The sequence below is a fragment of the Rhodoplanes sp. genome (assembly GCF_013377085.1).
Lineage (GTDB): Bacteria > Pseudomonadota > Alphaproteobacteria > Rhizobiales > Xanthobacteraceae > Rhodoplanes.
The window spans coordinates 1-24,611 of the sequence record NZ_JACAAX010000063.1 but is presented as its reverse complement, the minus strand read 5'-3'; the positions used below and the strand labels follow the sequence as shown (position 1 = coordinate 24,611).

Annotated in this window: 23 protein-coding genes; 8 read left to right on the top strand and 15 right to left on the bottom strand. The window is 70.0% G+C overall.

The annotated features are described in order from the left end of the window. Positions 1 to 133 precede the first annotated feature (133 nt). Complete coding sequence (locus HXX10_RS27470) at positions 134 to 1,507, bottom strand: glycoside hydrolase family 30 beta sandwich domain-containing protein (protein WP_296526514.1); 1,374 nt, start codon at positions 1,505 to 1,507, stop codon at positions 134 to 136. A gap of 397 nt (positions 1,508 to 1,904) precedes the next feature. After that, the gene (locus tag HXX10_RS29040; protein ID WP_367142039.1) at positions 1,905 to 2,234 is read right to left on the bottom strand and encodes an EF-hand domain-containing protein; all 330 of its coding nucleotides are present in this window, start codon (positions 2,232 to 2,234) and stop codon (positions 1,905 to 1,907) included. A 656-nt stretch (positions 2,235 to 2,890) separates the two neighbouring features. Between HXX10_RS29040 and HXX10_RS27460 the strand changes: the two genes are divergently transcribed. The 3 genes from HXX10_RS27460 (at position 2,891) to HXX10_RS27450 (ending at position 6,969) form a co-directional block, all read left to right on the top strand. After that, a complete protein-coding gene (locus HXX10_RS27460) occupies positions 2,891 to 4,402 on the top strand; it encodes a malonyl-CoA synthase (RefSeq protein ID WP_296526512.1) in 1,512 nt (503 codons plus the stop codon). Between the two features lie 368 nt (positions 4,403 to 4,770). Next, on the top strand, positions 4,771 to 5,508 hold the full coding sequence (locus tag HXX10_RS27455) for an FkbM family methyltransferase (protein WP_367142038.1): 738 nt from the start codon (positions 4,771 to 4,773) through the stop codon (positions 5,506 to 5,508). Between the two features lie 3 nt (positions 5,509 to 5,511). After that, entirely contained in the window at positions 5,512 to 6,969 is a 1,458-nt protein-coding gene (locus tag HXX10_RS27450; protein WP_296526510.1) for a tetratricopeptide repeat protein, read from the top strand. 22 nt (positions 6,970 to 6,991) lie between these two features. On the opposite strand, the gene bla is transcribed toward HXX10_RS27450, so the two are convergent. Next, a complete protein-coding gene (gene bla, locus HXX10_RS27445; protein WP_296526509.1) occupies positions 6,992 to 7,882 on the bottom strand; it encodes a class A beta-lactamase in 891 nt (296 codons plus the stop codon). Positions 7,883 to 7,983: 101 nt separating this feature from the next. On the opposite strand from bla, the gene HXX10_RS27440 reads away from it, so the two are divergent. Further along, positions 7,984 to 8,889, top strand: a complete 906-nt coding sequence (locus HXX10_RS27440) for a LysR family transcriptional regulator (RefSeq protein WP_296526508.1) — start codon at positions 7,984 to 7,986, stop codon at positions 8,887 to 8,889. 17 nt (positions 8,890 to 8,906) lie between these two features. Here HXX10_RS27440 and HXX10_RS27435 read toward each other — a convergent pair whose 3' ends face one another. From HXX10_RS27435 to HXX10_RS27410, 6 genes are read right to left on the bottom strand one after another with little or no spacing between them, the layout of a single operon-like run. Next, positions 8,907 to 9,677, bottom strand: coding sequence for an aspartate/glutamate racemase family protein (locus HXX10_RS27435; protein WP_296526507.1), 771 nt, complete (start codon positions 9,675 to 9,677; stop codon positions 8,907 to 8,909). Further along, a complete protein-coding gene (locus HXX10_RS27430; RefSeq protein ID WP_296526506.1) occupies positions 9,674 to 10,597 on the bottom strand; it encodes a polysaccharide deacetylase family protein in 924 nt (307 codons plus the stop codon). Before HXX10_RS27430 ends, HXX10_RS27435 begins: the two co-directional genes overlap by 4 nt. After that, positions 10,594 to 11,394 (bottom strand): ABC transporter permease, encoded by an 801-nt coding sequence (locus tag HXX10_RS27425; protein WP_296526505.1) that lies wholly within the window; start codon positions 11,392 to 11,394, stop codon positions 10,594 to 10,596. Before HXX10_RS27425 ends, HXX10_RS27430 begins: the two co-directional genes overlap by 4 nt. Beyond that, positions 11,391 to 12,260: an ABC transporter permease gene (locus HXX10_RS27420; protein WP_296526504.1), complete on the bottom strand. Its 870-nt coding sequence runs from the start codon at positions 12,258 to 12,260 to the stop codon at positions 11,391 to 11,393. Before HXX10_RS27420 ends, HXX10_RS27425 begins: the two co-directional genes overlap by 4 nt. Then, positions 12,257 to 13,366: an ABC transporter ATP-binding protein gene (locus tag HXX10_RS27415; RefSeq protein WP_296526503.1), complete on the bottom strand. Its 1,110-nt coding sequence runs from the start codon at positions 13,364 to 13,366 to the stop codon at positions 12,257 to 12,259. Before HXX10_RS27415 ends, HXX10_RS27420 begins: the two co-directional genes overlap by 4 nt. Beyond that, positions 13,363 to 14,421, bottom strand: a complete 1,059-nt coding sequence (locus tag HXX10_RS27410; protein ID WP_296526502.1) for an extracellular solute-binding protein — start codon at positions 14,419 to 14,421, stop codon at positions 13,363 to 13,365. The genes HXX10_RS27415 and HXX10_RS27410 overlap by 4 nt, the downstream gene beginning before the upstream one ends. A 202-nt stretch (positions 14,422 to 14,623) precedes the next feature. Between HXX10_RS27410 and HXX10_RS27405 the strand changes: the two genes are divergently transcribed. Continuing rightward, positions 14,624 to 15,379 (top strand): GntR family transcriptional regulator, encoded by a 756-nt coding sequence (locus HXX10_RS27405; protein ID WP_296526501.1) that lies wholly within the window; start codon positions 14,624 to 14,626, stop codon positions 15,377 to 15,379. A gap of 182 nt (positions 15,380 to 15,561) precedes the next feature. Here HXX10_RS27405 and HXX10_RS27400 read toward each other — a convergent pair whose 3' ends face one another. Further along, on the bottom strand, positions 15,562 to 16,263 hold the full coding sequence (locus tag HXX10_RS27400) for an SDR family NAD(P)-dependent oxidoreductase (protein WP_296526500.1): 702 nt from the start codon (positions 16,261 to 16,263) through the stop codon (positions 15,562 to 15,564). Positions 16,264 to 16,498: 235 nt separating this feature from the next. Between HXX10_RS27400 and HXX10_RS27395 the strand changes: the two genes are divergently transcribed. The 3 genes from HXX10_RS27395 (at position 16,499) to HXX10_RS27385 (ending at position 19,431) form a co-directional block, all read left to right on the top strand. Next, positions 16,499 to 17,584: an ABC transporter ATP-binding protein gene (locus HXX10_RS27395; RefSeq protein WP_296526499.1), complete on the top strand. Its 1,086-nt coding sequence runs from the start codon at positions 16,499 to 16,501 to the stop codon at positions 17,582 to 17,584. A gap of 133 nt (positions 17,585 to 17,717) precedes the next feature. Then, the gene (locus HXX10_RS27390) at positions 17,718 to 18,638 is read left to right on the top strand and encodes an ABC transporter permease (RefSeq protein WP_296526498.1); all 921 of its coding nucleotides are present in this window, start codon (positions 17,718 to 17,720) and stop codon (positions 18,636 to 18,638) included. Between the two features lies 1 nt (position 18,639). Then, on the top strand, positions 18,640 to 19,431 hold the full coding sequence (locus HXX10_RS27385; RefSeq protein WP_296526497.1) for an ABC transporter permease: 792 nt from the start codon (positions 18,640 to 18,642) through the stop codon (positions 19,429 to 19,431). A gap of 137 nt (positions 19,432 to 19,568) precedes the next feature. On the opposite strand, the gene HXX10_RS27380 is transcribed toward HXX10_RS27385, so the two are convergent. The 5 genes from HXX10_RS27380 to HXX10_RS27360 form a co-directional block, all read right to left on the bottom strand. Beyond that, positions 19,569 to 19,820, bottom strand: coding sequence for a hypothetical protein (locus tag HXX10_RS27380; RefSeq protein WP_296526496.1), 252 nt, complete (start codon positions 19,818 to 19,820; stop codon positions 19,569 to 19,571). Between the two features lie 165 nt (positions 19,821 to 19,985). After that, entirely contained in the window at positions 19,986 to 21,992 is a 2,007-nt protein-coding gene (locus tag HXX10_RS27375; protein ID WP_296526495.1) for an AsmA family protein, read from the bottom strand. A 304-nt stretch (positions 21,993 to 22,296) separates the two neighbouring features. Next, the gene (locus HXX10_RS27370; protein WP_296526494.1) at positions 22,297 to 22,950 is read right to left on the bottom strand and encodes a 3-oxoacid CoA-transferase subunit B; all 654 of its coding nucleotides are present in this window, start codon (positions 22,948 to 22,950) and stop codon (positions 22,297 to 22,299) included. Then, positions 22,950 to 23,684: a CoA transferase subunit A gene (locus tag HXX10_RS27365; RefSeq protein ID WP_296526493.1), complete on the bottom strand. Its 735-nt coding sequence runs from the start codon at positions 23,682 to 23,684 to the stop codon at positions 22,950 to 22,952. Before HXX10_RS27365 ends, HXX10_RS27370 begins: the two co-directional genes overlap by 1 nt. Before the next feature lie 169 nt (positions 23,685 to 23,853). Further along, positions 23,854 to 24,611, bottom strand: a 758-nt coding sequence (locus HXX10_RS27360) for an iron ABC transporter permease (protein ID WP_296526492.1), incomplete at its 5' end; no start/stop codon positions are given.

Here is a 24,611-nt window from a genome sequence, read left to right as displayed (position 1 = left end):
TCTCCCCTCCCCCCGCTCGCGAAGCGAGTGGCGGGGAGGGGTCGGGGGTGGGGGGAAGCCCCGGGCGAAAACGTCTGCTGTCCTGGATCCGAGCTGATCACACGGTCGCGGTCGACTGCGTGAGCGCTTAGACCTACGCCACCGGCAGCCCGTCCGCCGCCGGCCAGACATAGGTCGCGACCGCTCCGGCGGCCAGCGTGTCCGTCACCGAGCGGCCATTGCAGCGGATGGCGAAGGTCGTCGCCGCGGCGCCGTCGTTGAGGACCAGGAGAGCCACGCGGCCGTCCGGCGTCGCGAAGGCGACGTTCGGCAGCGCCTCGACGGCGGTGGAAAACACCCGCACCGAGCCCGGCGGCACGAACCGCGAAAGATGCGCGATCACATAGTACGAGACGTTGCGGACGATCGCGCCACCGTCGATGGTCAGCGCCCCGACGCAATGGGCGGAGCCGCGCGGCGTGTGCGGCCCGTGGTCGGGATCGCCGGCGAGGTTCCATTCGAGCACGGCCCGGGCGCCGTTGCGGATCGCGCCGACCAGCACGTTCCGCACGTGCCACGCGAGGTCGGCCCCGAAGGCGCCGTCGTCGCCCACCCATTGCTCGGTCAGATACATGGTCAGGTCGGGATGCTGCGCCGCCACCATCGCCAGGGCCTCGGGCGATCCCGCATAGAGATGCCAGGCCACCCCGCTGACGAATTTTCGCGCCCGCGCGTCGGCCAGCACGGTCAGCGGATAGTCGAGCCGGTCGCAGTTGTGGTCGTGGCACAGGAGCGCAACGTCCCCAAAACCGGCATCGCGCAGCGCCGGCCCGAGATGGTCGCCGATGAACGCCGCCTGCTCGGCGGCCGTCATCGTCATGCTCGGCTCGTTCTTGACGTTCAGCGGCTCGTTCTGCGGCGTCAGGGCGGCGACCCGAATGCCGCGCGCCCGCATGGCTTCGATGAACGCGACCAGATAGCCGGCATAGGCGCGGTAGAATTCCGGTTTCAGGCTGCCGGCGACGAAGCTGCCGTTGGTCTTCATCCAGGGCGGCGCCGACCACGGCGTCGCCAGGATGCGCAAGCCCGGCCGGATCGCCAGGATCTCCTGCAGTACCGGCACGATGTCGGGGTCGCCGGCGTCGAGGCTGAACCGCGTCAGCTCCGGGTCCGTTTCACCCGGCGGGCAGTCGTCGCACGAAAAGACCGCGCGGCTCAGGTCCGTCGCGCCGATGCCGATGCGCAGAAAGCTGACGCCGATGCCGGATCTCAGAGTCGTGAACAGCTCGACCAGCAGCGCCTTGCGGGTGTCCGGCGCCAGCCCCCGGATCAGCTCGGCGCTGCCGCCCGTCAGGGCGAACCCGAACCCGTCCATGACCTGGTGGCGCTCGGCGGTCCGCACCTCGATGGCGGCGGCCGCCGGCCGATCGGCGTCGTCGAAAAGCCCTCGCCGGTGGTCGAGCAGCCGGGATCGATCCCCGTGCGTCGTCCACGCCTCGACCGTGCCGGCCGCCCTCGTGTCATCCATCGCCGTGCCGAATCCGCCGTTCCTGCGGTCCCGTCATTAGCCGGCGGGAGTCCGCGGCTCCATCCGTCAAAACGCGTTCGCCCCGGACGGCGGCCGGGACGGCGACGCCCGCCGGGACCAGCGCCGCGGTCGATGGGATCGTGTTGCTCGCCATCCTCCCGGGTCCGGTACCGTCGGCCGGGTCTCCGGGGGGCCTCGGGAGCAGCCGACACAGGGTAGCGGGACGACCCCGTCGGACGACCGTGTGGGTGTCGCGGACCGCCGCGGGGCCGCAGCGGAAGAAGACCAGCCCGGGCCAGAAACGCGCCGCGACGATTCACGCCGGCACGGCGTCGCGCGCGCAAAAGCCTGCGACGCGGCACTGGACGCGACGATCGCCCGCCGTCGCCTCGACCGGTCAGGCCGAGACCGACACGCTATTCGTGCTGGACGAGCTGGACAGCGCCGACTTCAGGGCGTCGACCATCGTCTTCAGCGACTTGGCGAGCTCGTCGGTGCTCACCGCGCCGTCGCCGTCCTGGTCGAGCGATTTCAGCAGCGAATCGGCCTCGCTGGTGGAGCTGCCGTTGTCGGTCGCGAACGTCTCCAGCTCGCTCTTGGAGATCGAGCCGTCGCTGTCGGTGTCGACCGCCGACACGAGCTTCGACGCGATGTCGGAGATCGCCGTGCTGCTCGACGAGTCGCTGGTGCTGGTGGCGCTCGAGGAGTCGCTGGAGGTCTGCTGCATCATCATCAGCAGCGCCATGACCTCGCTGCCGAGCGAGGCGCTGCCGTCGGAGGACTGGGTGCTGTCGTCGGGGGGCGGCGGTGGCGCGGCGGTGGTCGACGTCGTCGCGGTCGTGGTCGAGTCGGTCGTCGTCGACTCGGTGCTGCTCTGGAGCAGCTTCATCAGAGCCAGAATGCTCGACGTGTCGGTCGAGCCGACGCTGGACACAGACATCCGTTTCTCCTGATGCGGGCAACGGCGACGGTCCGGAACCGCTGGATCGCCACGGACGTGAGGGGCAGCGCCAGGCCCGCGCATGCACTCGATCCGATGTTTGTACGGGCGCCTCGATGTATTCGGTCTGATTTTTTCCAAGACACGAATGATGCTGGCGCGTCACTTCAGAAACGGCAAAGGGGAGGTTAAGCTCTTCTGGAGGATCGACGCAGTATTTGTTTCTGTCGCAACATTCACGTTGCTGGTGAAATGCGGACATAATCGAGAAACATCCGTGGGGCCGGCCGACATGCCCGCGGCGGCCCGGCCGGCACGCCGGACCGACGGCGGCCGGGCGCGGCACCGGCGCGCCGCGCGGCGCCTTTCCGCTTGAACTCCGGCCACGCCCTGTGGGACGAGATGGGCGCGTCGCCGCCCTCCCAGAAGCCTGGAATCCTGCCATGTCCGGAAGCCTGTTCGCCCTCGTCCGCAGCCGCATTCCCTCGCTCGGCAAGCCCCTGATCGAGACGCCGGACGGCACGCGGATCAGCTATGGCGACATGCTGGCGCGGACCGGCCGGCTCGCCAATGCCCTGGTCCGACGCGGCGTCAAGCCGGGCGACCGGGTCGCCGTGCAGGTGGAGAAGTCGGCCGAGAACCTGATGCTGTTTTTGGCCGTGGTGCGGGCCGGCGCCGTCTACCTGCCGCTCAACACCGCCTACACGACCCACGAGGTCGAGTACTTCGTCGGCGACGCCGAGCCGCGCCTCCTCGTCTGCGATCCGGCCCGCCGCGATGCGCTCACGCCGGTCGCCGCCCGACACGGCGCCGTGGTGGAAACCCTCGACGCGACCGGCCGCGGCTCGCTCGCCGAGCTCGCCGCCGCGGCGCCGGAGGCGTTCGAGGACGTCGGCCGGGCGGCGGACGACCTCGCCTGCATCCTCTACACGTCGGGCACCACCGGCCGCTCCAAGGGGGCGATGCTGACCCAGCGCAATCTCGGCTCCAATGCCGACACGCTGGTGGGATACTGGCGCTTCACCGCGACCGACGTGCTGCTGCACGCGCTGCCGATCTATCACACGCACGGCCTGTTCACGGCGGCCATGACCCTGATGCTGGCGGGCGGCAGCATGCTGTGGCTGCCGAAATTCGACGCCGACCAGGTGATCTCCCTGCTGCCGCGCGCCACCACGCTGATGGGCGTGCCGACCCATTACGTGCGCCTGCTGCAGCATCCCGGGCTGACCCGCGAGGCCACGGCCCATATGCGGCTGTTCACCTCGGGCTCGGCGCCGCTCCTGGCCGAAACCCACGAGGCGTTCAAGGCGCGCACCGGCCAGGCGATCCTCGAGCGCTACGGCATGACCGAGACCGGCATGAACACCTCGAACCCCTACGACGGCGAGCGCATCGCCGGCACGGTCGGCTTCCCGCTGCCCGACATCGCGGTGCGGGTGGCCGATCCCGAGAGCGGCGCCGTGCTGCCGGCGGACGAGATCGGCGTGCTCGAGGTGAAGGGCCCCAACGTGTTCGCCGGCTATTGGCGCATGCCCGAGAAGACGCAGACCGAATTCCGCCCGGACGGCTTCTTCATCACGGGCGACGTCGGCAAGATCGATGCGCGCGGCTATGTCCACATCGTCGGCCGCGCCAAGGATCTGATCATCTCGGGCGGCTTCAACGTCTATCCCAAGGAGGTCGAGAGCGAGATCGACCTGTTGCCCGGCGTGGTCGAATCGGCCGTGGTCGGCTGCCCGCATCCGGATTTCGGCGAGGGCGTCACGGCCGTGGTGGTGAGGACGCCCGGCGCCACCGTCACCGAGGCCGAGATCCTCGCTGCCCTCGACGGGCGGCTGGCCAAGTTCAAGCAGCCCAAGCGCGTCCTGTTCGTCGACGAGCTGCCGCGCAACACCATGGGCAAGGTGCAGAAGAACGTCTTGCGCGAGCAGAACAAGGGCCTTTACGCGTAAGGCGGATTTCGGTTGTGATGAATCGCTCCGACCTCCGCTCGTGCCCGCGAAGGCGGGGACCCAGGGGCGACTCGACCTGTGGCTCTGGATTCCCGCTTTCGCGGGAATGAGCGGAGTGTGGGTCGACATCACCGAAAACCGCTCCGAGCACGGCGCTGAGCCGGGGCACTTGTCCGCCCGGTCCGGGCCGGCCGCCCGTATCAACCTCAACGGCAGGCGCCAGAGAGCGACGCGAGGCCGGACAATCCGGGCCGTCCGGCCCGAACATCCGGTCTTTCGACCGTCCTCGACAGGGCATCGGCTTCGCGATGAAGAACGGCAATCGACGGCCCGCGGCTTTCGTGCTGGCATCGACCGACCACGGACCCATGCTGGTCAACCGCCTCGACTACAGGCTGATGAACGACGAGCTGATCGGGGTCGGCTTCCAGCTCCTCAACAAGTCGGCCTACGATCCCGAGGAGGTCGACCTCGTCCTCAAGCTGCTGCAGGCGCGGCGCGAGACCTGTGGGGACGGCGTGGTGGCGATCGACTGCGGGGCGAATATCGGCGTCCACACGATCGAGTGGGCCCGGCTCATGCACGGCTGGGGCGAGGTCCTCGCCATCGAGGCGCAGGAGCGGATCTTCTACGCGCTGGTCGGCAACATCACCCTGAACAACTGCTTCAACGCCCGCGCCTTGTGGGCGGCCGTCGGCGCCTATGACGGCACCATCGCGGTGCCGCAGCCGAACTATCAGGTGCCGTCGAGCTTTGGCAGCCTGGAGATCAGGAAGCGCGACGCGACCGAGTTCATCGGCCAGGACATCGACTATGCCGCCGCGCACGGCCGCGAGACGCGCATGCTGGCCCTCGATTCGCTCGCCCTCGACCGGCTGGACCTGGTCAAGATCGACGTCGAGGGCATGGAGATCGAGGCGCTGATGGGGGCCGAGCAGTCGCTGGCGCGGCAAAAGCCGCAGCTCGTCGTCGAGCGCATCAAGTCGAACGAGGCCGATCTGCGCGCCTTCATGGCACGCCTCGGCTACCAGGTGTTTCCGATGGGCGGCAACCTGCTGGCGATCCACGCGTCGGACCCGACCATCAGCCTCGTCCAGGCAGCCTGAGACGTGCCGGCCCGGGCGGACCAGCCGACGACCGTCGAGACCTGCAACGGCGCCGGAGGGGCGGCGCGCGCCGTCGGCGAGGCGGCGTACCGCCGCGGTCTCGCCCTGCACGCGACCGGAAATCCCGGCGCCGCAGTTCCGCATTACCTGCGGGCGCTGGCGGCCGGCTTCGTCACGCCCGAATGCCTCAACAATGCCGGCTGCGCCCTGCGCGACACCGGCCGTCCGGAGAACGCCGTCGACCTCCTGCAGGAATGCCTGCGGCGGGCGCCGCGGCACGCCGGCGCCCATTCCAATCTCGGCAATGCGCAAAAGGATCTCGGCCGGCTCGACGAGGCCGAGCGCAGTTGCCGCGCCGCGCTGGCGATCGCGCCGGACCGGCCCGGTCTCCACTTCAATCTCGGCGCCGTCCTGCAGGCGCTGGAGCGCGACCGAGAGGCCGCGGTCGCATACCGGGCCGAGCTGGCGCTCGATCCGGACAATGCCAGGGCGCACTACAATCTCGCCGAAGCCTGCCTGCGCCTCGGCCGGCTGGACGAGGGTTTTTGCGAGATGGAGTGGCGCTTCCGCTCCGGCCGGGTCAAGGATCCTTTGGCGCAACGCTGCCCGCGCTGGTCCGGCGAACCCTTGGCCGGCCGGACCGTCCTGCTCGACTGCGAGCAGGGACTGGGCGATGCGCTGCACTTCGTGCGCTACGCCCCGCTGATCGCGCAACGCGGCGGCCGCGTGGTGATCCGCGTCTATCCGGCGCTCGAACGGCTGATGCGGCGCGTCGCCGGGATCGCGGCGGTCGTGCCCACAACGGCGGCCCTGCCCGCGGCCGATCTCTATCTGCCGATGCTGAGCGCGCCGCACGTTCTCGGAACGACGCTCGACACCGTTCCGGCCGAGATGCCGTATCTGACGGCCGACCCGGACGACGTCAGGGCGTGGCGCGAGCGCCTGGCCCCGCATGACGGCCTGCGCGTCGGCCTGGTGTGGGCCGGGGCGCCGCGCCAAAACGATCCGGATGCGCAGCGCATCGACAAGCGGCGCAGCATCGGCCTCGCCGCCTTCGCGACGCTGGCCGGCATCCCGGGCGTGACGCTGGTCAGCCTGCAGAAGGGGCCGCCGGCGGCGCAGCTCGAAAGCCCGCCGCCCGGCCTTGTGCTGATCGATCCGATGGGCGATGTCGGCGACTTCGCCGACACGGCCGCGCTGATCGAGAACCTCGACCTGGTCGTCTCGGTCGACACCTCGGTCGCGCATCTGGCCGGCGGCCTCGGCAAGCCGGTGTGGATCCTGTCGCGCTTCGACGGCTGCTGGCGCTGGCTCATCGATCGCGACGACTCGCCCTGGTATCCGACCGCCCGGCTGTTCCGACAGCAGCGGTCGGAGGACTGGAGCGGCGCGGTCGGCCGCCTCGCCGCCGCGTTGCGGGTGTGGGCGCAGGCGAACCGTGACGTCCGGCGGCCGGCCTGACGCTGGTATCCGTCGACGGCCATCAACCCGCCAATGCCGACGCCACCGCCTTGCCGACTGCCGCAAGCGCACCATTGCGGGCGGGCGGCGGCGCTTCCGTCTCGGTCAGATAGGCGGCGACGATCACGGGCGCCCGCCCCGGTGGCCAGATCACGGCGATGTCGTTGGTCGAGCCGCGCCCGCCGGTGCCGGTCTTGTCGCCGACGCGAAAATCCTTCGGCAGTCCGGCGCGCAGCCGCGCATCGCCGGTGCGGCACCCGATCATCCAGGCCGTGAGCTTTTCACGCGAGGCGGGTGTCAGCGCGTCTCCGAGCACGAGCCTCTGCAGGTCGGACACCATGGCGGCCGGCGCGGTGGTGTCGCGCGGATCGCCCGGCACGGCCTCGTTGAGCTCCAGCTCGCCGCGGTCGAGCCGCGTCACCGGATCGCCGAGACTGCGAAAAAACGCTGTCATCCCCGGCGGGCCGCCGATCCCGCCGAGCAACAACATGGCGGCGGTGTTGTCGCTCACGACAACGGCGGCCTCGCACAGCGCCTCGACCGTCAGCTCATCGCCGAGCCGTGGCTCGGTCACCGGCGAGTATTCGTAGATGTCGCCCGGCTTGATGCGAATGCGGCGATCGAGCGATTCCGTTCCGCCATCGACCCGCGCCAGCACGGCGGCGGCGAGGACGAGCTTGAAGGTGCTGCACATCGGGAAGCGCTCGTCGGCCCTGTGGCCGGCCCGCGCGCCCGTGCCGGTGTCGAGCACCGCGACACCGAGCCGGCCGCCGCTCTCCCGCTCGATGCGGGCGAGCTCGGCCTGAAGCGTCTCTGGAAACCCCGACGCGGCGCGAACAGCTCCCGGCAGGCCCACTCCGGCGAACACGGCCGCGGCGCCCGCGGCTCCGGCAAAACGACGTCTGGTGATCATGCATCGGCTCCTCGTTGGCGTGCCCAGGAAGCCGCTGCGGAGCGCCGTTGACAAACGATGGTTTTTCGGGCGAGCCATAAGAATAACTTGACCCTCGGCCCATGACCGTTTCCCAAATCTCCCTCAATGCGCTGCGTGCCTTCGAGGCCGCGGCCCGCCATCTCAGCTTCACCCGCGCCGGGCTGGAGCTGCGGGTGAGCCAGGCCGCGGTCAGCCACCAGGTGCGCGGCCTCGAGGAAATCTTGGGGGTCCGGCTGTTCCGCCGGCTGCCTCGCGGGCTCGCCTTGACCGACGAGGGCCTGGCGCTGGTACCGGTTCTCGCCGACACCTTCGCCCGTATCCGGGCCACGCTGGACCAGTTCGAGGACGGCCATGTCCGCGAGGCCGTCACGGTCGGGGTGGTCGGCACCTTCGCGGCCGGCTGGCTCTTGGAGAACCTGAAGGGATTCGGCGAGGCGCACCCTTATGTCGACCTGCGCTTGTTCACCAACAACAACCGGGTCGACATCGCCGGCGAAGGGCTCGACTTCGCCATACGGTTCGGCGACGGCTCGTGGCACGGCACCGATTCGGTGCTTCTCTGCCGGGGACCACTGTCGCCGATCTGCGCCCCAGCAGTGGCGAGCCGGCTCGCACGCCCGGCCGACCTCGCGCGTGAGACGCTGCTGCGCTCCTACCGGACCGACGAGTGGCCGCACTGGTTCGCCACCGCGGGCGTGCCCTGCCCGGCATTGCGCGGCCCGGTCTTCGACTCGTCCGTCACCATGGTGGCAACGGCCGCGGAAGGCCTGGGTGTCGCCCTCGTCCCGGTTGCGATGTTCGCCCGCGAGCTGCGACAGGAGCGTCTGGTGCGGCCGTTCGCGGCCGAGGTCGATCTCGGCGGCTATTGGCTGACCTCGCTGAAGTCGAAGCAGCCGACCGCCGGCATGACGGCGTTCCGCGACTGGCTGACCCGGCGCCTCGCTGTGGATTTTTCCGACGGGGCGGCCGTGCCTCCGTCAGCGTGAAAGCCGCGTCCCCTGCCTCAGTCCGGTACGCGGCGCGAAAAAAACCTATGGATCAGGCCCGCCAGGGCGGACGAGATCTTCACGCTTGGCTTCGTTGCGACATCTTGCGGAAGATCGCGGCTCGAGGCTCGCGGCAGAGCAAGCGCCTCGTGCATCGCGCAGCCGAGGCCTTCGAACACCGGCACGGCGATCCGGCCGGCGAGATCGCGGCCGACGCCGGCGAAGGGCGCACCGCCGAACAGCACGGCCGCGGCGCCATGCTCGGCCACGACTGAAGCCGCGGCATCGACCATCGCATCGAGAAAGCGCGCCCGCTCGTGCGCCAGATCGAGCACGCCGCCGTCGAGGAAGCGGATCGCCACCAGCCGGTCGGCGACGCCGGCCGCGGCGGCGGCGCGCTCCAGCTCCTGGCGCATGTGGCGGCCGAGCGTCACGATGGCGAAGCGGCGCCCGTCCGCCGCGGCAGCTCGCAGCCCCGCACGGGCGAGGCCGATCACCGGCATAGGTGCGATTTCCGTGGCCGCCTCGAGCCCCGGATCGCCGAACGCCGCGATGATGGCGGCGTCATACGGGCCGGCGGCGGCGATCGCCTCCAGCACCGCATGGGCGGCGATCACCAGCTCGGCCCGGCACTCGATCGAGGCGGCGCCGAACGATGCGGTCACGCCGTCGACCTCCGCCTCGTCGCCCGCGATCCGGCGGGCCTCGGCGAGCAGGATCGCCGTGACGCGCTCCGACGTGTTCGGATTGATCACCAGGATTCTTCGCCGGCGCGCCGCGCCGCTCACGGCCGTCCCGCCGTGCCGAAGGTATCGAGCCAGTGGCGTGCGATCGCCGCCCGCGGGGCGACCCAGGCGGCGCCGGATCCGGTGACCCGAGACAGAATGCGGTCGAGCGCGCCCATGCGGCCGGGGCGCCCGATCATCCGCGGATGCAGCCCGACCGACATCATCTTGGGCGCCGTCGCGCCTTCGCGCACCAGCCAATCGAAGGCGTCGATCACGTAGTCGGCGAAGTCGGCACCGCTGAAGCGCTGGGTGTGCTGGAAATGCATGTCGTTGGTGTCGAACGCATAGGGCAGGACGAGATGCCGCCGCCCGTCGACCGCGACGAAATACGGCAGGTCGTCGTTGTAGGCGTCGCTGTCGTACAAAAAGCCGCCCTCCTCGACCAGCAGCCGCCGCGTATTGGCCGACGAGGCCGAGCGCGTGTGCCAGCCGACCGGGCGCTGGCCCGTCGCCGCCGCGATGGCCCGCACGGTGCGGGCGATGCGCTCGCGCTCGGTGCGCTCGTCCATGCCGGCATGGCTCTCCCAGCGCCAGCCATGCGCCGCCACCTCGTGCCCGCGTCGCACGGCGTCGCGTGCGATCTCGGGAAGCCGCTCGACGGCGCGGCCGCAGGCGCTCACCGTCCCGGTCACGCCGTGGCGGTCGAGCAGATCCATCACGCGCCACCAGCCGGCGCGGGTGCCGTACTCGAAATGGCTCTCGATGCACGGATCGGGCCCGTCGAGCCGGTGCTCGACCTCGTAGATTCCTTCGTTGCGGTCGTCGCCCTCCGACAGCGTGAACTCGGCGCCCTCCTCGAAATTGACCACGAAGGACACGGCGACGCGTGCCCCGCCGGGCCAGCGCGGATCGGGCGGCGCGCCGCCGTAGCCGACCAGATCGCGGCCGATCGGATGGCGCAGCTCCATGGTCGCCGTCATTCCGCCGTCCCCGCCATCCGGTGAAGTCCGATCAGCCGATCGCTCGCCACTAGGAGAATCACGGTCGCGGCGAGGATCAGGGTGGAGAGCGCCGCGAGCGTCGGGTCGGGCGCCTCCTCGATGTATTGCAGCATCTTTATCGGCAGCGTCTTGGTCCGCACGTCGGTCAGGAAGATCGACACCGGATAGTTGTCGAACGAGGCGAGGAAGCTGAACAGCCCCGCGGTGAGAAAGGACGGTGCCAGCGCCGGAACCATCACCCGCAGGATCGCGCCCGCATAGGTGCAGCCGAGCGTGCGGGCCGCCTCGACCAGCGTGAAGTCGAACAGCGCCAGCCCGGCGATCATGGTGCGGGCCACATAGGGCAGCGTCACGATCAGATGCGCCAGCACGAGCGCGCTCCAGGTCGCCGTGAACCCGATCGCGCGAAAATACTGAAGGAGCGCGATGCCGAGCACCAGGCCGGGCATCATCAGCGGCGACACCAGCGCGGTGGCGAGCGCCTCCGCGCCCGGCAGCCGGCCGCGCACGATGGCGATCGCCGCCAGCGTGCCGATCACGAGCGCGATCGCGGTCGACAGAACGGCGATCTGCAGGGACAGCGACAGCGCCGGCCAGAACCCGTCGAGCCGGCCGATGCGCTCGTACCAGCGCAACGAGACCCCGTCGAGCGGCAGGTCGAACACCGGCGACGGCGAGAAGCTCGCCGCCACCACGGTGGCGAGCGGCGCCATCAGGAACACCACCGTGACGACGGCGGCCAACCAGGCGAAGGCGACGGCGAGCCGGGCCGTCATCGCGATCCTCCGCTGCGGCCGAGGCGGGCGCTGAGCGCGACCGCCGCCAGCGTGATGGCGAGCAGGACGACGCCGGCCGCCGCCCCGAAGGCTGGCTGGCGCGCCAGCAGGAACGCCTTGGCGATGGTGGTGGACAGCGTCGGATAGCGCTCGCCGATCAGCAGCGTCGGCACCACATAGGCCGAAACCGACAGCGAGAAGACCAGCGCGACCCCGGCGATGATGCCGGGCAGCGTCAGCGGCACCACGACCCGCACGAAGGCGACGGCCGGCGAGGCGCCGAGCGTCGCGGCCGCGTCGACCAGACGGTGATCGAGCTGCGCCACCACGGCGTAGATCGGCAGGATCATGAAGGGGAGGAAGATGTTGACGGCGCCGACGATGAGCGCCGTCTCGGTGAAGATCATCCTGATCGGCTCGTCGACGAGGCCGAGCGCCAGCAGCACCGTGTTCACGATCCCGTCGCTGCGCAGAAGAATCGTCCAGGCGAAGGCCTTGACGATCACGCTGGCGGCGAGGGGGAGAAACAGGGTGGCGAGGAGCGCGCTGCGCACGACGCCGCGCGCCCGCGCCAGCGCGAACGCGGCCGGATAGCCGATGGCAAAGGCGATGCCGGTCGTCAGCACGGCGAGCCGCAGCGAGTTCCAGATCACGCCGAGGTAATGGGGCGTGGTCAGCCTGCCGTATTCGGCGAGCGAGAAACCGGCCGGGCCGGCGACGCTCGCCACGAGCAGGAGCGCGAGCGGCAGCACGAACAGCAGGGCCAGAACGACCGTGGCCGGGGCGGCGAAGCCGAGCGTCAGCCAGCGGTCGTTGTCGGGCCGCGTCACGGCCGTCACCGGCGTGCGCACGGCGGTGTCCGTCATGGCCGCGCCTCCGGGTCCGGATAGACGAAGGTCTCGGCGACCGGCCAGACCAGCCGGGCGTCGTCGCCGGGCCGCAGATCGGCGGCGCCGCGGCCGGGCAGTTCCGCCAGCAGGGTCTCGCCGCCGGCCTCGACCTCGATCCGGCTGCGCGAGCCCTGGAAGATCACGGCGCGGACGCGGCCGTCGACCCGATTGCGGGCGCGGTCGCCGCCATCGTGACCGGCGGCGTCGGCGACGACATTCAAGTGCTCGGGACGGGCGGCCACCACGACCGGCGACCCGGCGGCGAAATGGCCCATGGCCGACAGACGCCCGACCGGCGTGTCGACCGTGACGACACCGTCGGCGGCGGCCGCGACGGTGCCGCGCACACGGGTCGACTGGCCGACGAAGCCCAACGTGAACAGCGTGGCCGGCCGCGCATACAGGGTCTTCGGGTCCGCCAGTTGCTCGATGCGGCCGCCGTTCATCACGGCGATGCGGTCGGACATGGTCAGGGCCTCGTCCTGATCGTGGGTGACGAAGATCGCGGTGGCGCCGATCTCGCGCAGCAGGCGGCGCAGCTCGACCTGCATGTCCTCGCGCAGATTGCGGTCGAGCGCCGACAGCGCCTCGTCGAACAGCAACACCTCCGGCTCGACCGCCAGCGCCCGGGCGAGCGCGACGCGCTGCTGCTGGCCGCCGGACAGCGCCGAGACACGGCGCGAGCCGAGATGCTCGAGCCGCACCAGCGACAGCGTGCGCGCGACGGCCCGGTCGATCTCCTCGCGCGGCCGGCCGCGGACGGCGAGGCCGAACGCGACATTGCCGGCGACCGTCAGATGCGGAAACAGCGCATAGCTCTGGAACACCACGCCGACATTGCGCCGATGCGGCGGCACCCGCGTCACGTCGCGGCCGGCGATCGCGATGGCGCCCTCCTCCGGCGTGGCGAGGCCCGCCACCAGGCGCAGCAGCGTGGTCTTGCCGCAGCCCGACGGACCGAGCAGCGTCACCAGCTCGCCGCGCGCCACCGTGAGGTCGACGCGGTCGAGCACGGTGAGGGGCCCGTATCGCTTGGAGACCGAGCGGATGACGACATGCGGCGCGCCGTCCGGACTGCTCATGCCATCTCCTTGATCCAGCGCTCGGTCCAGCCGGCCCGCTCCTTGGCGAAGAAGGCCCAGTCGGGCGCGAACAGGGCCGCGCCGTCGGGAAAGCCGGCCGGCTTCACGGCCGCCGGGTTGGTCGGGGCGACGAACGCCTTGGTGGCGAGGATCGACTGGATCTCGGGCGACAGGAACGCGTCGATGACGGCATCGGCGAGCGCGTCGGTCGGCGCACCCTTCACCTTGGCGATGCCGGACGGCATGGCGAAACCGCCCTCCGACGGCACCGCGAGATCGACCGGCGAGCCGTCCGCCTTGCGGATCAGCGTATAGGCCGAGAACTGGCCGCCGATCATCCAGGCCTCGCCCTGCTCCAGCAGGTTGATGGCCTGCGGCGCGTTGGTGTAGACGTTGAGCAGATTGGGCTTGAGGCTCTTGAGCTTCTTGAAGGCGGCGTCGATCGCGTACTGGGCCTCGCCGAACGGCTTGCCGGTCTCGAGATGGGCGGCGATCAGCAACGTCCAGAATCCTTCGGTGTTCTGGATCGACGGCACGATGACCTTCTGGCCGTAGCGGGCGTCCCACAGCTCGGCCCAGCTCGCCGGCCCGGACTTCATGCGCTTGGTCGACCAGGCGATCCCGGCCCAGGGTTTCTGGTAGTTCGCCCACAGGCCGTCGCGATGCACCGCACCGGGCACCAGCCTGCCGAGATTCGGGACCGCCGTGGCCGTGACCGGCGTGATCAGGCCCTCGGCCGCCGCCGGGATCATCACCGGGTCGTCCATGATCACCACCGACATCTTCGGGCTCGCTTTGTCGGCCTGCATCTTCTGCAGATTGGTGAGCGAGTTGGTGCCCTCGTAGAGAATCTTCAGGTCGAGCGTCTTCTCGATCGCCGGGAACACGTCGGCGTTGAAGTAGCGCGCCGCGCCGGCCGGCCCGCCGATCACGATCTCCTTCGGGGCCGCGCGCAAAAAGGCCGGCATGGCGACGGCGCCGAGGGCGCCGCCGCCGATCTGCAAGACGGTGCGACGGGAAAAGCCGGGACGGGAAAGGTGGAGGTCTCGGGTCATCGGTGTCCTCGCTGCGGGCCGAACGGCGCTACAGCGAGACCAATGCAAGGCACGGGCCAGTTGTGCACATTTTTCTATATTCTCGTGTTTGCAATGCGTTAGATGCGTCCTATTGTTCGAGCCGAAGACCGCCGCGGCTTGAATGTGCACAATCACTGGCATGAATGTGCACATTTTGGCGGCGACCCGCCGGAGAGACTGCGTGCGCGCACGACCGCAACGAGCCAGCAAGGCCGACCCGCAGACCGACGCGGCGATCCACGACGCCATCGCCCGCGCCGTGATGGACGGTTCGCTGCGCGCCGGCACCAAGCTGGCCGAGCACCGGCTCGCCGCGATCTTCGGCGTGTCGCGGGAACGCATCCGCAAGGTGCTGCACCGGCTCGGGGCCGAGCGGCGGATCGACATCATTCCCAACCGCGGCGCCCGCGTGCCGCAGCCGACCGTCGACGAGGTCCGGCAGATCTACGAGGCGCATCGGGTGCTGGAAGCCGGCGTGCTGCTCGCCCTGGCGGACGCCCTCGACGACGCATTCCTGGCGCGGCTCGACGCGCATCTGGCGGAGGAGCATGCCGCCGCCGCGCGCGGCGACCGCAGCGCGTCAGTGAAGCTGTCGGGCGGCTTCCATCTCCTGCTCGTCGATGCGATCGGCAACCCGGAGCTGTCGCGCATTCTTCGCGACCTCTTGAGCCGCTCGTCCGTGATGGTGTCGGTCTACGAGCCGGCGAACCAGTCGATCTGCGCCGTCGACGAGCACGGCGCCATCGTCGAGGCGCTGCGGGCGCGCGACGTGGGGCGCGCGATCGACCTGTCCGGGCACCATTTCCTCCATGTCGAGCAGCGGCTGCGGCTGGACTACGCCGCCGATGCGGCGACCGATCTGGAGGCGGTGTTCAGACCCCGCCTCGCGGGCAAGCCGGCGCGCGCGACCGCCTCGAAGCGCGGCGATCGGCGCTGAGACCGAAGCGCCCCTGCACTGACTCTCTCGGCCTCGTGCCGAGGAGCGGCCCTCCGGGTCCGCGCTTCGCGCGGCCCGAAGGCAGGCTCCGGCCGCGTCTCGAAGCATGGGCCGCCCCCGTCCTTCGAGACGCGATCCTTCGGATCGCACCTCAGGACGAGGGCGGATAACAAGAATTGGTCTCACGCCTTCCCGTACACCGGCACGACGGCGCCGCGGGTGACGCGGTTGTCGGGGGAGGCGAGGAACAGGATGGTGGCGGCCACCTCCTCGACCTTGGGCCAGGCCGACAGATCCGCCTTCGGCATGTCCTGGCGATTGGCCGGCGTGTCCATGATCGAGGGCGCGACGGCGTTGACCAGCACGCCCTCCTTGGCGACCTCCTCGGCGAGCGCCACGGTGAGCGCCGCGACGGCCGCCTTGACGGCGGCGTAGATCGCCATGCCGGAGCCGGTGCGCCATTCCAGCGCCGGGCGGGCCGCCACGTTGACGATGCGGCCGCCGTTGCGCCCGCGGGCAAAGGCGCGCAGCGCCGCCTGGCAGCACAGCGCGCAGGTGACCAGATTGGTGTGGATCTGGTGATGCAGCACGGCCTCGTCGAGGTCGCGCAGCGGTCCGAAGGCGAAGCCGCCGGCGAGATGGATCGACGCCCACAAGGGCGGGAGCTGGTCGTAGAGTTGCTCCACCGCCTCGGCATCGGTGAGGTCGGCATTGCCGTAGAGCGCCACCCGGGCATGGTCGCGCAACGGAAAGCTCTCGGCCGCCGCCTCCCGCAGGTAAGGGATGTGGCAGATCGCCCCCGCCTCCACCAAAGCCGCGACCACCCCGCCGCCGAGCGCCCCGGTGCCGCCCGTCACCACCACGTGCCGTCCGCTGAAGTCCATTCCGTCTCCTCCCGGGTGCCCGCCGGTTGGCGAATCACCCGTTTGATCGACGATAGCGCCCTCGCCCGCCTTGCGCCCACCCTGGGCCGGCACCGGTCCGGTGCTCCGCAGCATTGCACGGAAATATTCCGGTTGATCCGCCGGCCCGGCCTCCGCAACAAAGGGACGACCAGCTCTCGCCGTGGCCCCCTCGATGCGCCGTGCCTTTGTTCCCCGGGATGATCTCGACAAGCCGATGGTGCGGTTCGACGCCGTGACCCGGCGGTTCGCCGACGTCACGGCGGTCGACCAGCTCAGCCTCGATATCCGCGAAGGCGAGTTCTTCGCCCTGCTCGGGCCGTCCGGCTGCGGCAAGACCACGCTGCTGCGCATGCTGGCCGGGTTCGAGCGGCCGGACGAGGGACGGCTTCTCCTAGCCGGCCAGGACATCGCCGCGGTGCCGCCCTGGCGCCGACCCGTCAACATGATGTTCCAGAGCTACGCGCTGTTTCCCCATCTCAGCGTCGCCGGCAACATCGCCTTCGGGCTGAAGCAGGAGCGGATGCCCCGGCGCGAGATCAAGGCGCGGCTCGCCGAGATGCTGCGCCTCGTCCGGCTGGAGGGCCTAAACAAGCGCAAGCCGCACCAGCTCTCCGGCGGCCAGCGCCAGCGCGTCGCGCTCGCCCGGGCGCTCGCCAAGCATCCCAAGGTGCTGCTGCTCGACGAGCCGCTGGCGGCACTCGACAAGAAGCTGCGCGAGGAAACCCAGTACGAGCTGATGGCCCTGCAGGATCGCCTCGACACCACCTTCGTGATCGTCACCCACGACCAGGAGGAGGCGATGACCATGGCGCACCGCATCGGCGTGATGAACCACGGCCGCCTCGCCCAGGTCGGCACGCCGGCCGAGATCTACGAGCAGCCGTGCTCGCGCTGGGTCGCCGGCTTCATCGGCGACGTCAACTTTTTCGACGGCACGGTCGACGCCGCGGGTGTCGACGGCGTGGTGGTGGCGGACACGGCCGGCCGGCGTTTTCGCGCCGCCGGTACGGCAGGGATCCAGGCGGGGACAAAAGTGGCGCTCGCGGTGCGGCCCGAGAAGATTCTCCTCACCACCGCGGCGCCCGATGCTGCGGCGATGCCGGTCAACACGGTCGCCGGAAAGGTCGCCGACATCGGCTATCTGGGCGATCTGTCGCTCTACAAGGTGCGGCTCGACGACGGCACCGTGGTCAAGGCCTCGGTGACCAATGCGCGCCGCTTCGCGGCATCCGACATCGGCTGGGACGACACCGTGTGGCTGTCGTTTGCGCCCGACGCCGCCGTGGTGCTGACGGAGTGAAGGGCGAGCCGCGTTGCCGTGTAGGGTGCAATGAGCGCCAGCGAATTGCACCGCTGCGACGTCGACGCAGCGATGCGGACGAGCTTTTATCGGCGCAATTCGCTGGCGCTCATTGCGCCCTACGGAGCCCGCGATGACGAACGACACGGCACCCCAAAAATCCGTCGGCGAGAGGCTGATCATCGCCCTGCCCTATCTGTGGCTGGTCGCCTTCTTCCTGGTGCCGTTCGTCATCGTCGGCAAGATCAGCCTGTCGCAGACCGTGATCGCGCAGCCGCCCTACACGCCGGTGCTCGATCTGTCCGCCGGCCTCGGCGGCCTGATCGATTTCTTTGGCGCGCTGTCGGCCGACACCTACGCGACGCTCGCGGGCGACGATCTCTATCTCTTCTCCTACCTGAAGAGCCTGCAGGTGGCGGGCCTCTCCACCGCGATCCTGCTCGCCATCGGCCTGCCGATCGCGCACGCGATGGCGCGGGCGCCGGCGCGGCTGCAGCCGTTCCTGGTCGTCGCCGTGATGCTGCCGTTCTGGACCTCGTTCCTGATCCGCATCTATGCCTGGATGACCATCCTGCAGCGCGACGGCCTGTTGAACCAGGTGCTACAGGGGCTCGGCCTGGTCGACGAGCCGGCGAGCTGGCTGTCGACCGACACGGCCGTGCTGATCGGCATCGTCTATTCCTATCTGCCCTTCATGGTGCTGCCGCTCTATGCGAGCCTGCACAAGCTCGACGAGAGCCTGCTGGAAGCCGCCGCCGATCTCGGCTGCCCGCGCTGGAAGGCGTTCTGGCTCGTCACCGTGCCGCTGATCGCACCCGGCATCGGCGCCGGCTGCCTGTTGTGCCTGATCCCGATCATCGGCGAGTTCGTGATTCCGGATCTGCTCGGCGGCTCCGACACCATGATGATCGGCCAGACGCTGTGGACCGAGTTCTTCGCCAACAAGGACTGGCCGGTCGCCTCCGCCATCGCGGTGGTGCTGCTGATGCTGCTGGTCGTCCCGATCGCCGCCTGGGAGGCGCTGCAGTCGCGCCAGATCCGGGAGGGGCGCTGAGATGCGGCGGCTGTCGCGCTTCAACCTGGTGTCGCTCGCACTCGGGCTCGCCTTCCTCTATGTCCCGATTCTGATCCTGGTGGTCTACTCGTTCAACGGCTCGCGCCTCGTCACCGTGTGGGGCGGGTTTTCCACGCGCTGGTATGCGGCGCTGCTGGAGGACCTCCCCCTGCAGGAGGCGGCGCTGACCTCGCTCGGCATCGCCTTCGTGTCGGCGTCGGCCGCGACCGTGCTGGGCACGCTGGCGGCGCTGACGCTCACAAGGCTCGGCCGCTTCCGCGGCCGGCTGCCCTTCGCCGCCATGGTCTATGCGCCGCTGGTGATGCCGGAGGTGATCACCGGCCTGTCGCTGCTCTTGCTGTTCGTCGCCGTCGGCTTCGAGCGCGGCGTCGTCACGGTGACGATCGCGCACACGACGCTGACCCTGTGCTTTGTCGCCGTGGTGGTGCAGTCGCGCCTCGCGAGCTTCGACCGCAGCCTGGAGGAGGCGGCCATGGATCTGGGCTGCCCGCCGCTGAAGACCTTCCTCACCGTGACGCTGCCCGTGATCGCGCCGGCCATCGCGGCCGGCTTCCTGCTCGCCTTCTCGCTGTCGCTCGACGACATCGTCATCGCCAGCTTCACCACCGGGCCGGGCGCCACCACGCTGCCGATCCGCATCTATTCGGAGGTGCGGCTCGGCGTGAAGCCGGAGATCAACGCGGTGTGCACGATCTTCATCGCCGTCACGGCCGTGGTGGTGATCCTGGCCTCGCTGATCTCCCGCCGCACCGAGCGGCCGGCGGCGGGGTGACGGAGCTCGGCCTCGCACGGACCGCCGTCATTCCGGGGCGCCGCGCAGCGGCGAGCCCGGAATCCATAAACACAGACCGGGGCTATGGATTCCGGACAGCGTTGCTGCGCAACGCTTCCGGAATGACCAGCGCAAGTTCACTCGCTGCTCTGGCCGGGCGGGCGAAGGATGTAGATCAGCGCCCACAGGGGCACGATGATGACGGCACCGAGCAGCAGGTTCGGCACCACGAAGGCGAGCGCGCGGCGCACCGCCTGCTCGAGCCGCTCGGGCGAGATGCCGAGCTCGGTCGACATCGCCTCGAATGTGATGCCGAAATGGGCCAGCACCGTTCCGACGATCAGCGACGCGACCGCGATCTTCACCACGGTGTGCAGCACTCTCCACATCGCGTCCGGGCTCCACCCCCTCGCTGCCGGCCGATTCGCAGCGCGCCATCATACAGCAAGCCGGAGGGCGGCGAACGCCGGGCCAGAAGCGCGTGGACGGGACGCGCGAGGACGACTGGGGGGATGGCTGCGGCGGCCGTCGGCGGCACGAGGGCCGGCGTCGGCTTACCGGGTCGGAACCTCGGCAGGCGAGGCGTCCGGCTCGGGCGCATCGGTCGCGGCCGGTGGCTCGGTCGGCTCCGGCACCGGCACGCCGAGCCGGCGCAGCATCGCGGCCCCGTCACTGCCGCCGAGGCGATCGATCGCCGAGCGGACGGCATCGCGGGTGCGCTTGTCGGAGACGGCGTCGAGCAGCGGCGCAGCCGCCCCGGAGCGGCGGATCAGCGCCTGGGTGTCGGGCAGCATGATCGGGTCGTCCCAGGTGCCCTGGACGAAGAACGGCAGCTCGAAGGTCGGCGGCTGCTCCAGCGAGGCGGCGAGCAGGCTCGCCGTGCCGGTGAGGTCGAGCTCGCGGCCCGGCACCGAGGCGGTGCCGGAGACGGCGAGCCGCACATTGCTGCTCTCGAACCGGACCTCCTCGGCGTGCGCGGTGCCCTGGCTGATCTTGAGGGCGACGGCGAGCGTGTCGAACGGGGTGCGGCCGGAGCGGAAATCGGCGCTGCCGGCGAGCGGGCGGCGTTCCAGCCGGCGCAGGAGCTGCTCGACATTGACGCCGACCAGCCCGCCATTGGCGGCATTGAGCGACACCGAGCCGTTGAGCGTGCGGGTGACGCCGAAGACGTTGATGCCGTTGCCGTCGAGGTTGACGGAGACGTTGCCCTTGCCCTCCAGGCGGCGCACGCCGATCAGCTCGGCCAGGCAGGTGTCGAGATCCACATCGGTGAGGGCGAGCTGCGAGCGCAGGCCGACGCCGGTCGCCGTCTTGGTGACCGCCAGCGAGCCGGTGATGAAGCCGTTGAAGGCGTGCGTCTCGCCGACCGTGACGACCAGGCGGCCGTCGCGCAGCGATGCCGCCACGCCGGTACGGCCGAAGCGCGTCTGTGGCGTCACCACCCGGGCGGCGGAGACGCGCAGGTCGAAGTCGATGTCGTCGAGCCAGTCGAGGGAGATCGGCTTGCGGTTCCAGTCGCGGGAGTCGGAGGCCATCAGCCGCAGGGCGGAGGCGTAGGGCGTGAGGTCGAGGGACTCGACGGCGAGCGTCCCCTGCAAGGTCTGGCGGCCGCGCAGCCCGTAGCTGATGACGCCCTCGGCGGCGTTGCCGTCGAGCTCGATATTGAGGTTGGACAGGGCGAGCGTGCCGCTGACCACATTGGTCTTCGCCTTGAGGGCGAAGCGACCGAGGCCGACGCCGAACAGCGGCTTGCCGGCCACCCAGCTCATCGCCCGGCGCAGCGACGGCGCGTCGGCGGCCAGCGTGCCGTCGATCTTGAGGCTCGGGCGCATGCTCATGGCGCCCTCGAAGGCGGCCTTCAGGGGCGCGCCGCCGATCCGCAGCTTCAGGCCGGAATTGTCGCCGGCGAGCGCGGCCGGGAAATCGCTGATCGCCACCGACACGTCGAGCGGCTCGTCCCGCCAGGACACGCGGCCGGTCGCCGCGAACGTCTTGGCGATCGACGGCCAGGCGAGCGACAGCTCGACCTTCTCCAGCACCTCGCTGACGGCGCGCCCGGTGTCCTGCAGCACGACGACGCCGTCGGAGACGCGGATTTCCGAGAACGACAGGGTGCGCGGGTCGGACTGCGGACCCGGCCGCACCGTGCGGGCGAGCGTATCGACCAGCGGCGACCAGTTGGTGCGGCCGTCGGGCTCGAACCTTATGGTGATGTGGGGCCGGACCAGGGCGACGTCGGCGATCTCGATGCGCCCGGTCAGCAGCGGCAGCCAGCGGACATTGGCCACCAGCGCCTCGGCCACGAAGGGCGGCTCGTCGCCGGTGAAGCCGGCCAGCGCGACGTCGCCGAGCGACACCCGCGGCGACGGGAACATCGACAGGGTCGAGGTGCCCCGCACGGTCGGCTCGAGCCCGGTGACGGCGCGCACCTCGGCCGTCACGGCATCGCGCGCCGCATCGACCGAGACCAGATAGGAGGCGGCGCCGAGCGTGACGAGCCCCGCGCCCACCATCACGGCGACGGCGACGGCAAGACGCTTGAAGCCGGCAGGGGCGCTCACGGGGCTGTTCGATCCGGTCAATGGACTGAGCCGGCGCGCAGGCCGGCGGAAGGCGCGGAACCTGCGCGATCTCTGTGACGCTTTCGTGGCCGCAAGATTCGGTCCTGTCTAAGCTTTTTGGCGGAAACGGGGCCGAAAACGGCGGCGGGACGGCAGAGAGCGAACCGTCCCCACCGGCGTCATCGCCGGGCTTCGACCCGGCGATCCATCCACTTCGAACAAGCGCCTTTTTGCGAAATGGGACGGATGCGCGGGTCGAGCCCGCGCATGACGGTTCCTGTGACCGGCAAGCGGCCGCCTGCCCTCACGCCGCCTTGGCCAGGGCCACCGAAAAGCTCGCTTCGGTGTTGGCCTTGATCTCGTCGAGCGTGACGCCGTCGGCGAGCTCGATCAGGGCCATGCCGCCGGTGCCGTGCTTGTCGATGGTGAAGACGCCGAGATCGGTGATCACCATGTCGACCACATTGGCGCCGGTGAGCGGCAGGTTGCAGCGGTGCAGGAGCTTCGCCCCGTCCTTGGCGACGTGCTCCATCACCACCACGACCTTCTTGACGCCGGCGACCAGATCCATCGCCCCGCCCATGCCCTTCACCATCTTGCCCGGGATCATCCAGTTGGCGAGATCGCCGTTCTCGGCGACCTGCATGGCGCCCAGGATCGACAGATCGATATGGCCGCCCCGGATCATCGCGAAACTGTCGGCGGACGAGAAGTAGCTGGTCGTCGGCAGCTCCGTGATGGTCTGCTTGCCGGCGTTGATGAGATCGGCGTCCTCCTCGCCGTCATACGGGAACGGCCCCATGCCGAGCATGCCGTTCTCGCTCTGCAGCACCACCTTGACGCCTTCCGGGATGTAGTTGGAGACGAGCGTCGGGATGCCGATGCCGAGATTGACGTAGTAGCCGTCCTTCAACTCGCGGGCCGCGCGGGCGGCCATCTGGTCACGGGTCCAGGCCATCACACTTCCTCCCCGGCGCCGGCCGGCATCTCGGCCAGGCTGCGCTTGCGCGTGGTCCGCTGCTCGATGTGCTTCTCGGCGTGCACCTGCACGATGCGCTGCACGAAGATGCCCGGCGTGACGATGCGGTCAGGCTCGATGTCGCCCGGGTCGACCAGATGCTCGACCTCGGCGATGGTGGTCTTCGCCGCAGTCGCCATCATCGGATTGAAGTTGCGGGCGGTCTTCCGGTAGACGAGGTTGCCCTCGGTGTCGCCCATCCAGGCGTGGACGAGCGAGATGTCGGCGACGAGGCCGGTCTCCATCACGTATTTCTCGCCGTGGAACTCGCGCACCTCCTTGCCGTCGGCGATCACGGTGCCGACGCCGGTCTTGGTGAAGAAGGCCGGGATGCCGGCGCCGCCGGCCCGGATGCGCTCGGCGAGCGTGCCCTGCGGGTTGAACTCGAGCTCCAGGTCCCCGGACAGGAACTGCTGGGCGAACAGCTTGTTCTCGCCCACATAGGACGAGATCATCTTCCGGATCTGCCGCGTCTCCAGAAGGATGCCGAGCCCGATCCCGTCGACGCCGGCATTGTTGGAGATCACCGTGAGGTTCTTGGCGCCCGAGTCCCGGACCGCCATGATCAGGCTCTCCGGGATGCCGCAGAGGCCGAAGCCTCCCGACATGATCGTCATCCCGTCCTTGATCAGCCCCGCCAGGGCCGAGGACGGGTCCTTGTAGATTTTCTTCATGATCCCACCGCCGTTTCCTGCACCTGTCCCACAACCAAAAGTAGCATTCGCATACAGATGTGTCTTTCGCCGAGTCGAGCGAGGCCCGGCTTTCAGCCGACATTGCGCCGCCGCATGAGGCGGCACACGGGCGCAACATGCGCCAACGCATCAGGATAGTGGAGCGATGCTACGCGACCGGCGCGGCCGGGTCGAGATCGTCGATGCGCCGCACCATACGGATCACCGGAAGGAGGCCGACCAGCACGATCAGCAGGGCGGCGAGCGCCCCCTCCTCGAAGCTGCCGCGGGTGGCGAACTGGTAGACATAGGTCGACAGCGTCTCGACATTGAGGGGCCGCAGCAGCAGGGTCGCGGGGAGCTCCTTGAGGCTGTCGACGAAGACCAGCAGCGCCGCCCCGAGCAGCGCCGGCCGCGTCAGCGGCAGATGCACGGCGGCGACCACCCGGCCCGGCCGGGCGCCGAGCGAAAAGGCCGCGTCGTCGAGATCGGTCGGCAGACGCGCCAGCGCCGCCTGGGCGAAGCCGGTGGCGATCGCCAGGAACCGGATCGCATAGGCGATGATCAGGCCCATCCCGGAGCCGACGAGCAGCAACCCGACGCCGTGGCCCGTGACGGCCCGCATCACCTCGCCGAGCGCCGTGTCGACCGCGATCAGCGGCCCCAAGAGGCCGAGCGCCAGCACGGTGCCGGGCACCGCATAGCCGAGCCCGGCGGTTCCGAGCAGCAGGCCGGCGCCCGGCCGGCGCACCAGCCGGGCCGCGAAGGCGACCCCGAAGCCGAGCACCAGGGTCAGCACGGTCGCGGAGCCGGCGAGCAGGACGGTGGTGCCGGCATGGCGGACGAGGTCCGGATCGAAGCCGACCAGCAGGCCGCGGGCAAAAACCTCGCGCAGCAGGAAGCCGAACGGCACCGCGAAACCGAGCC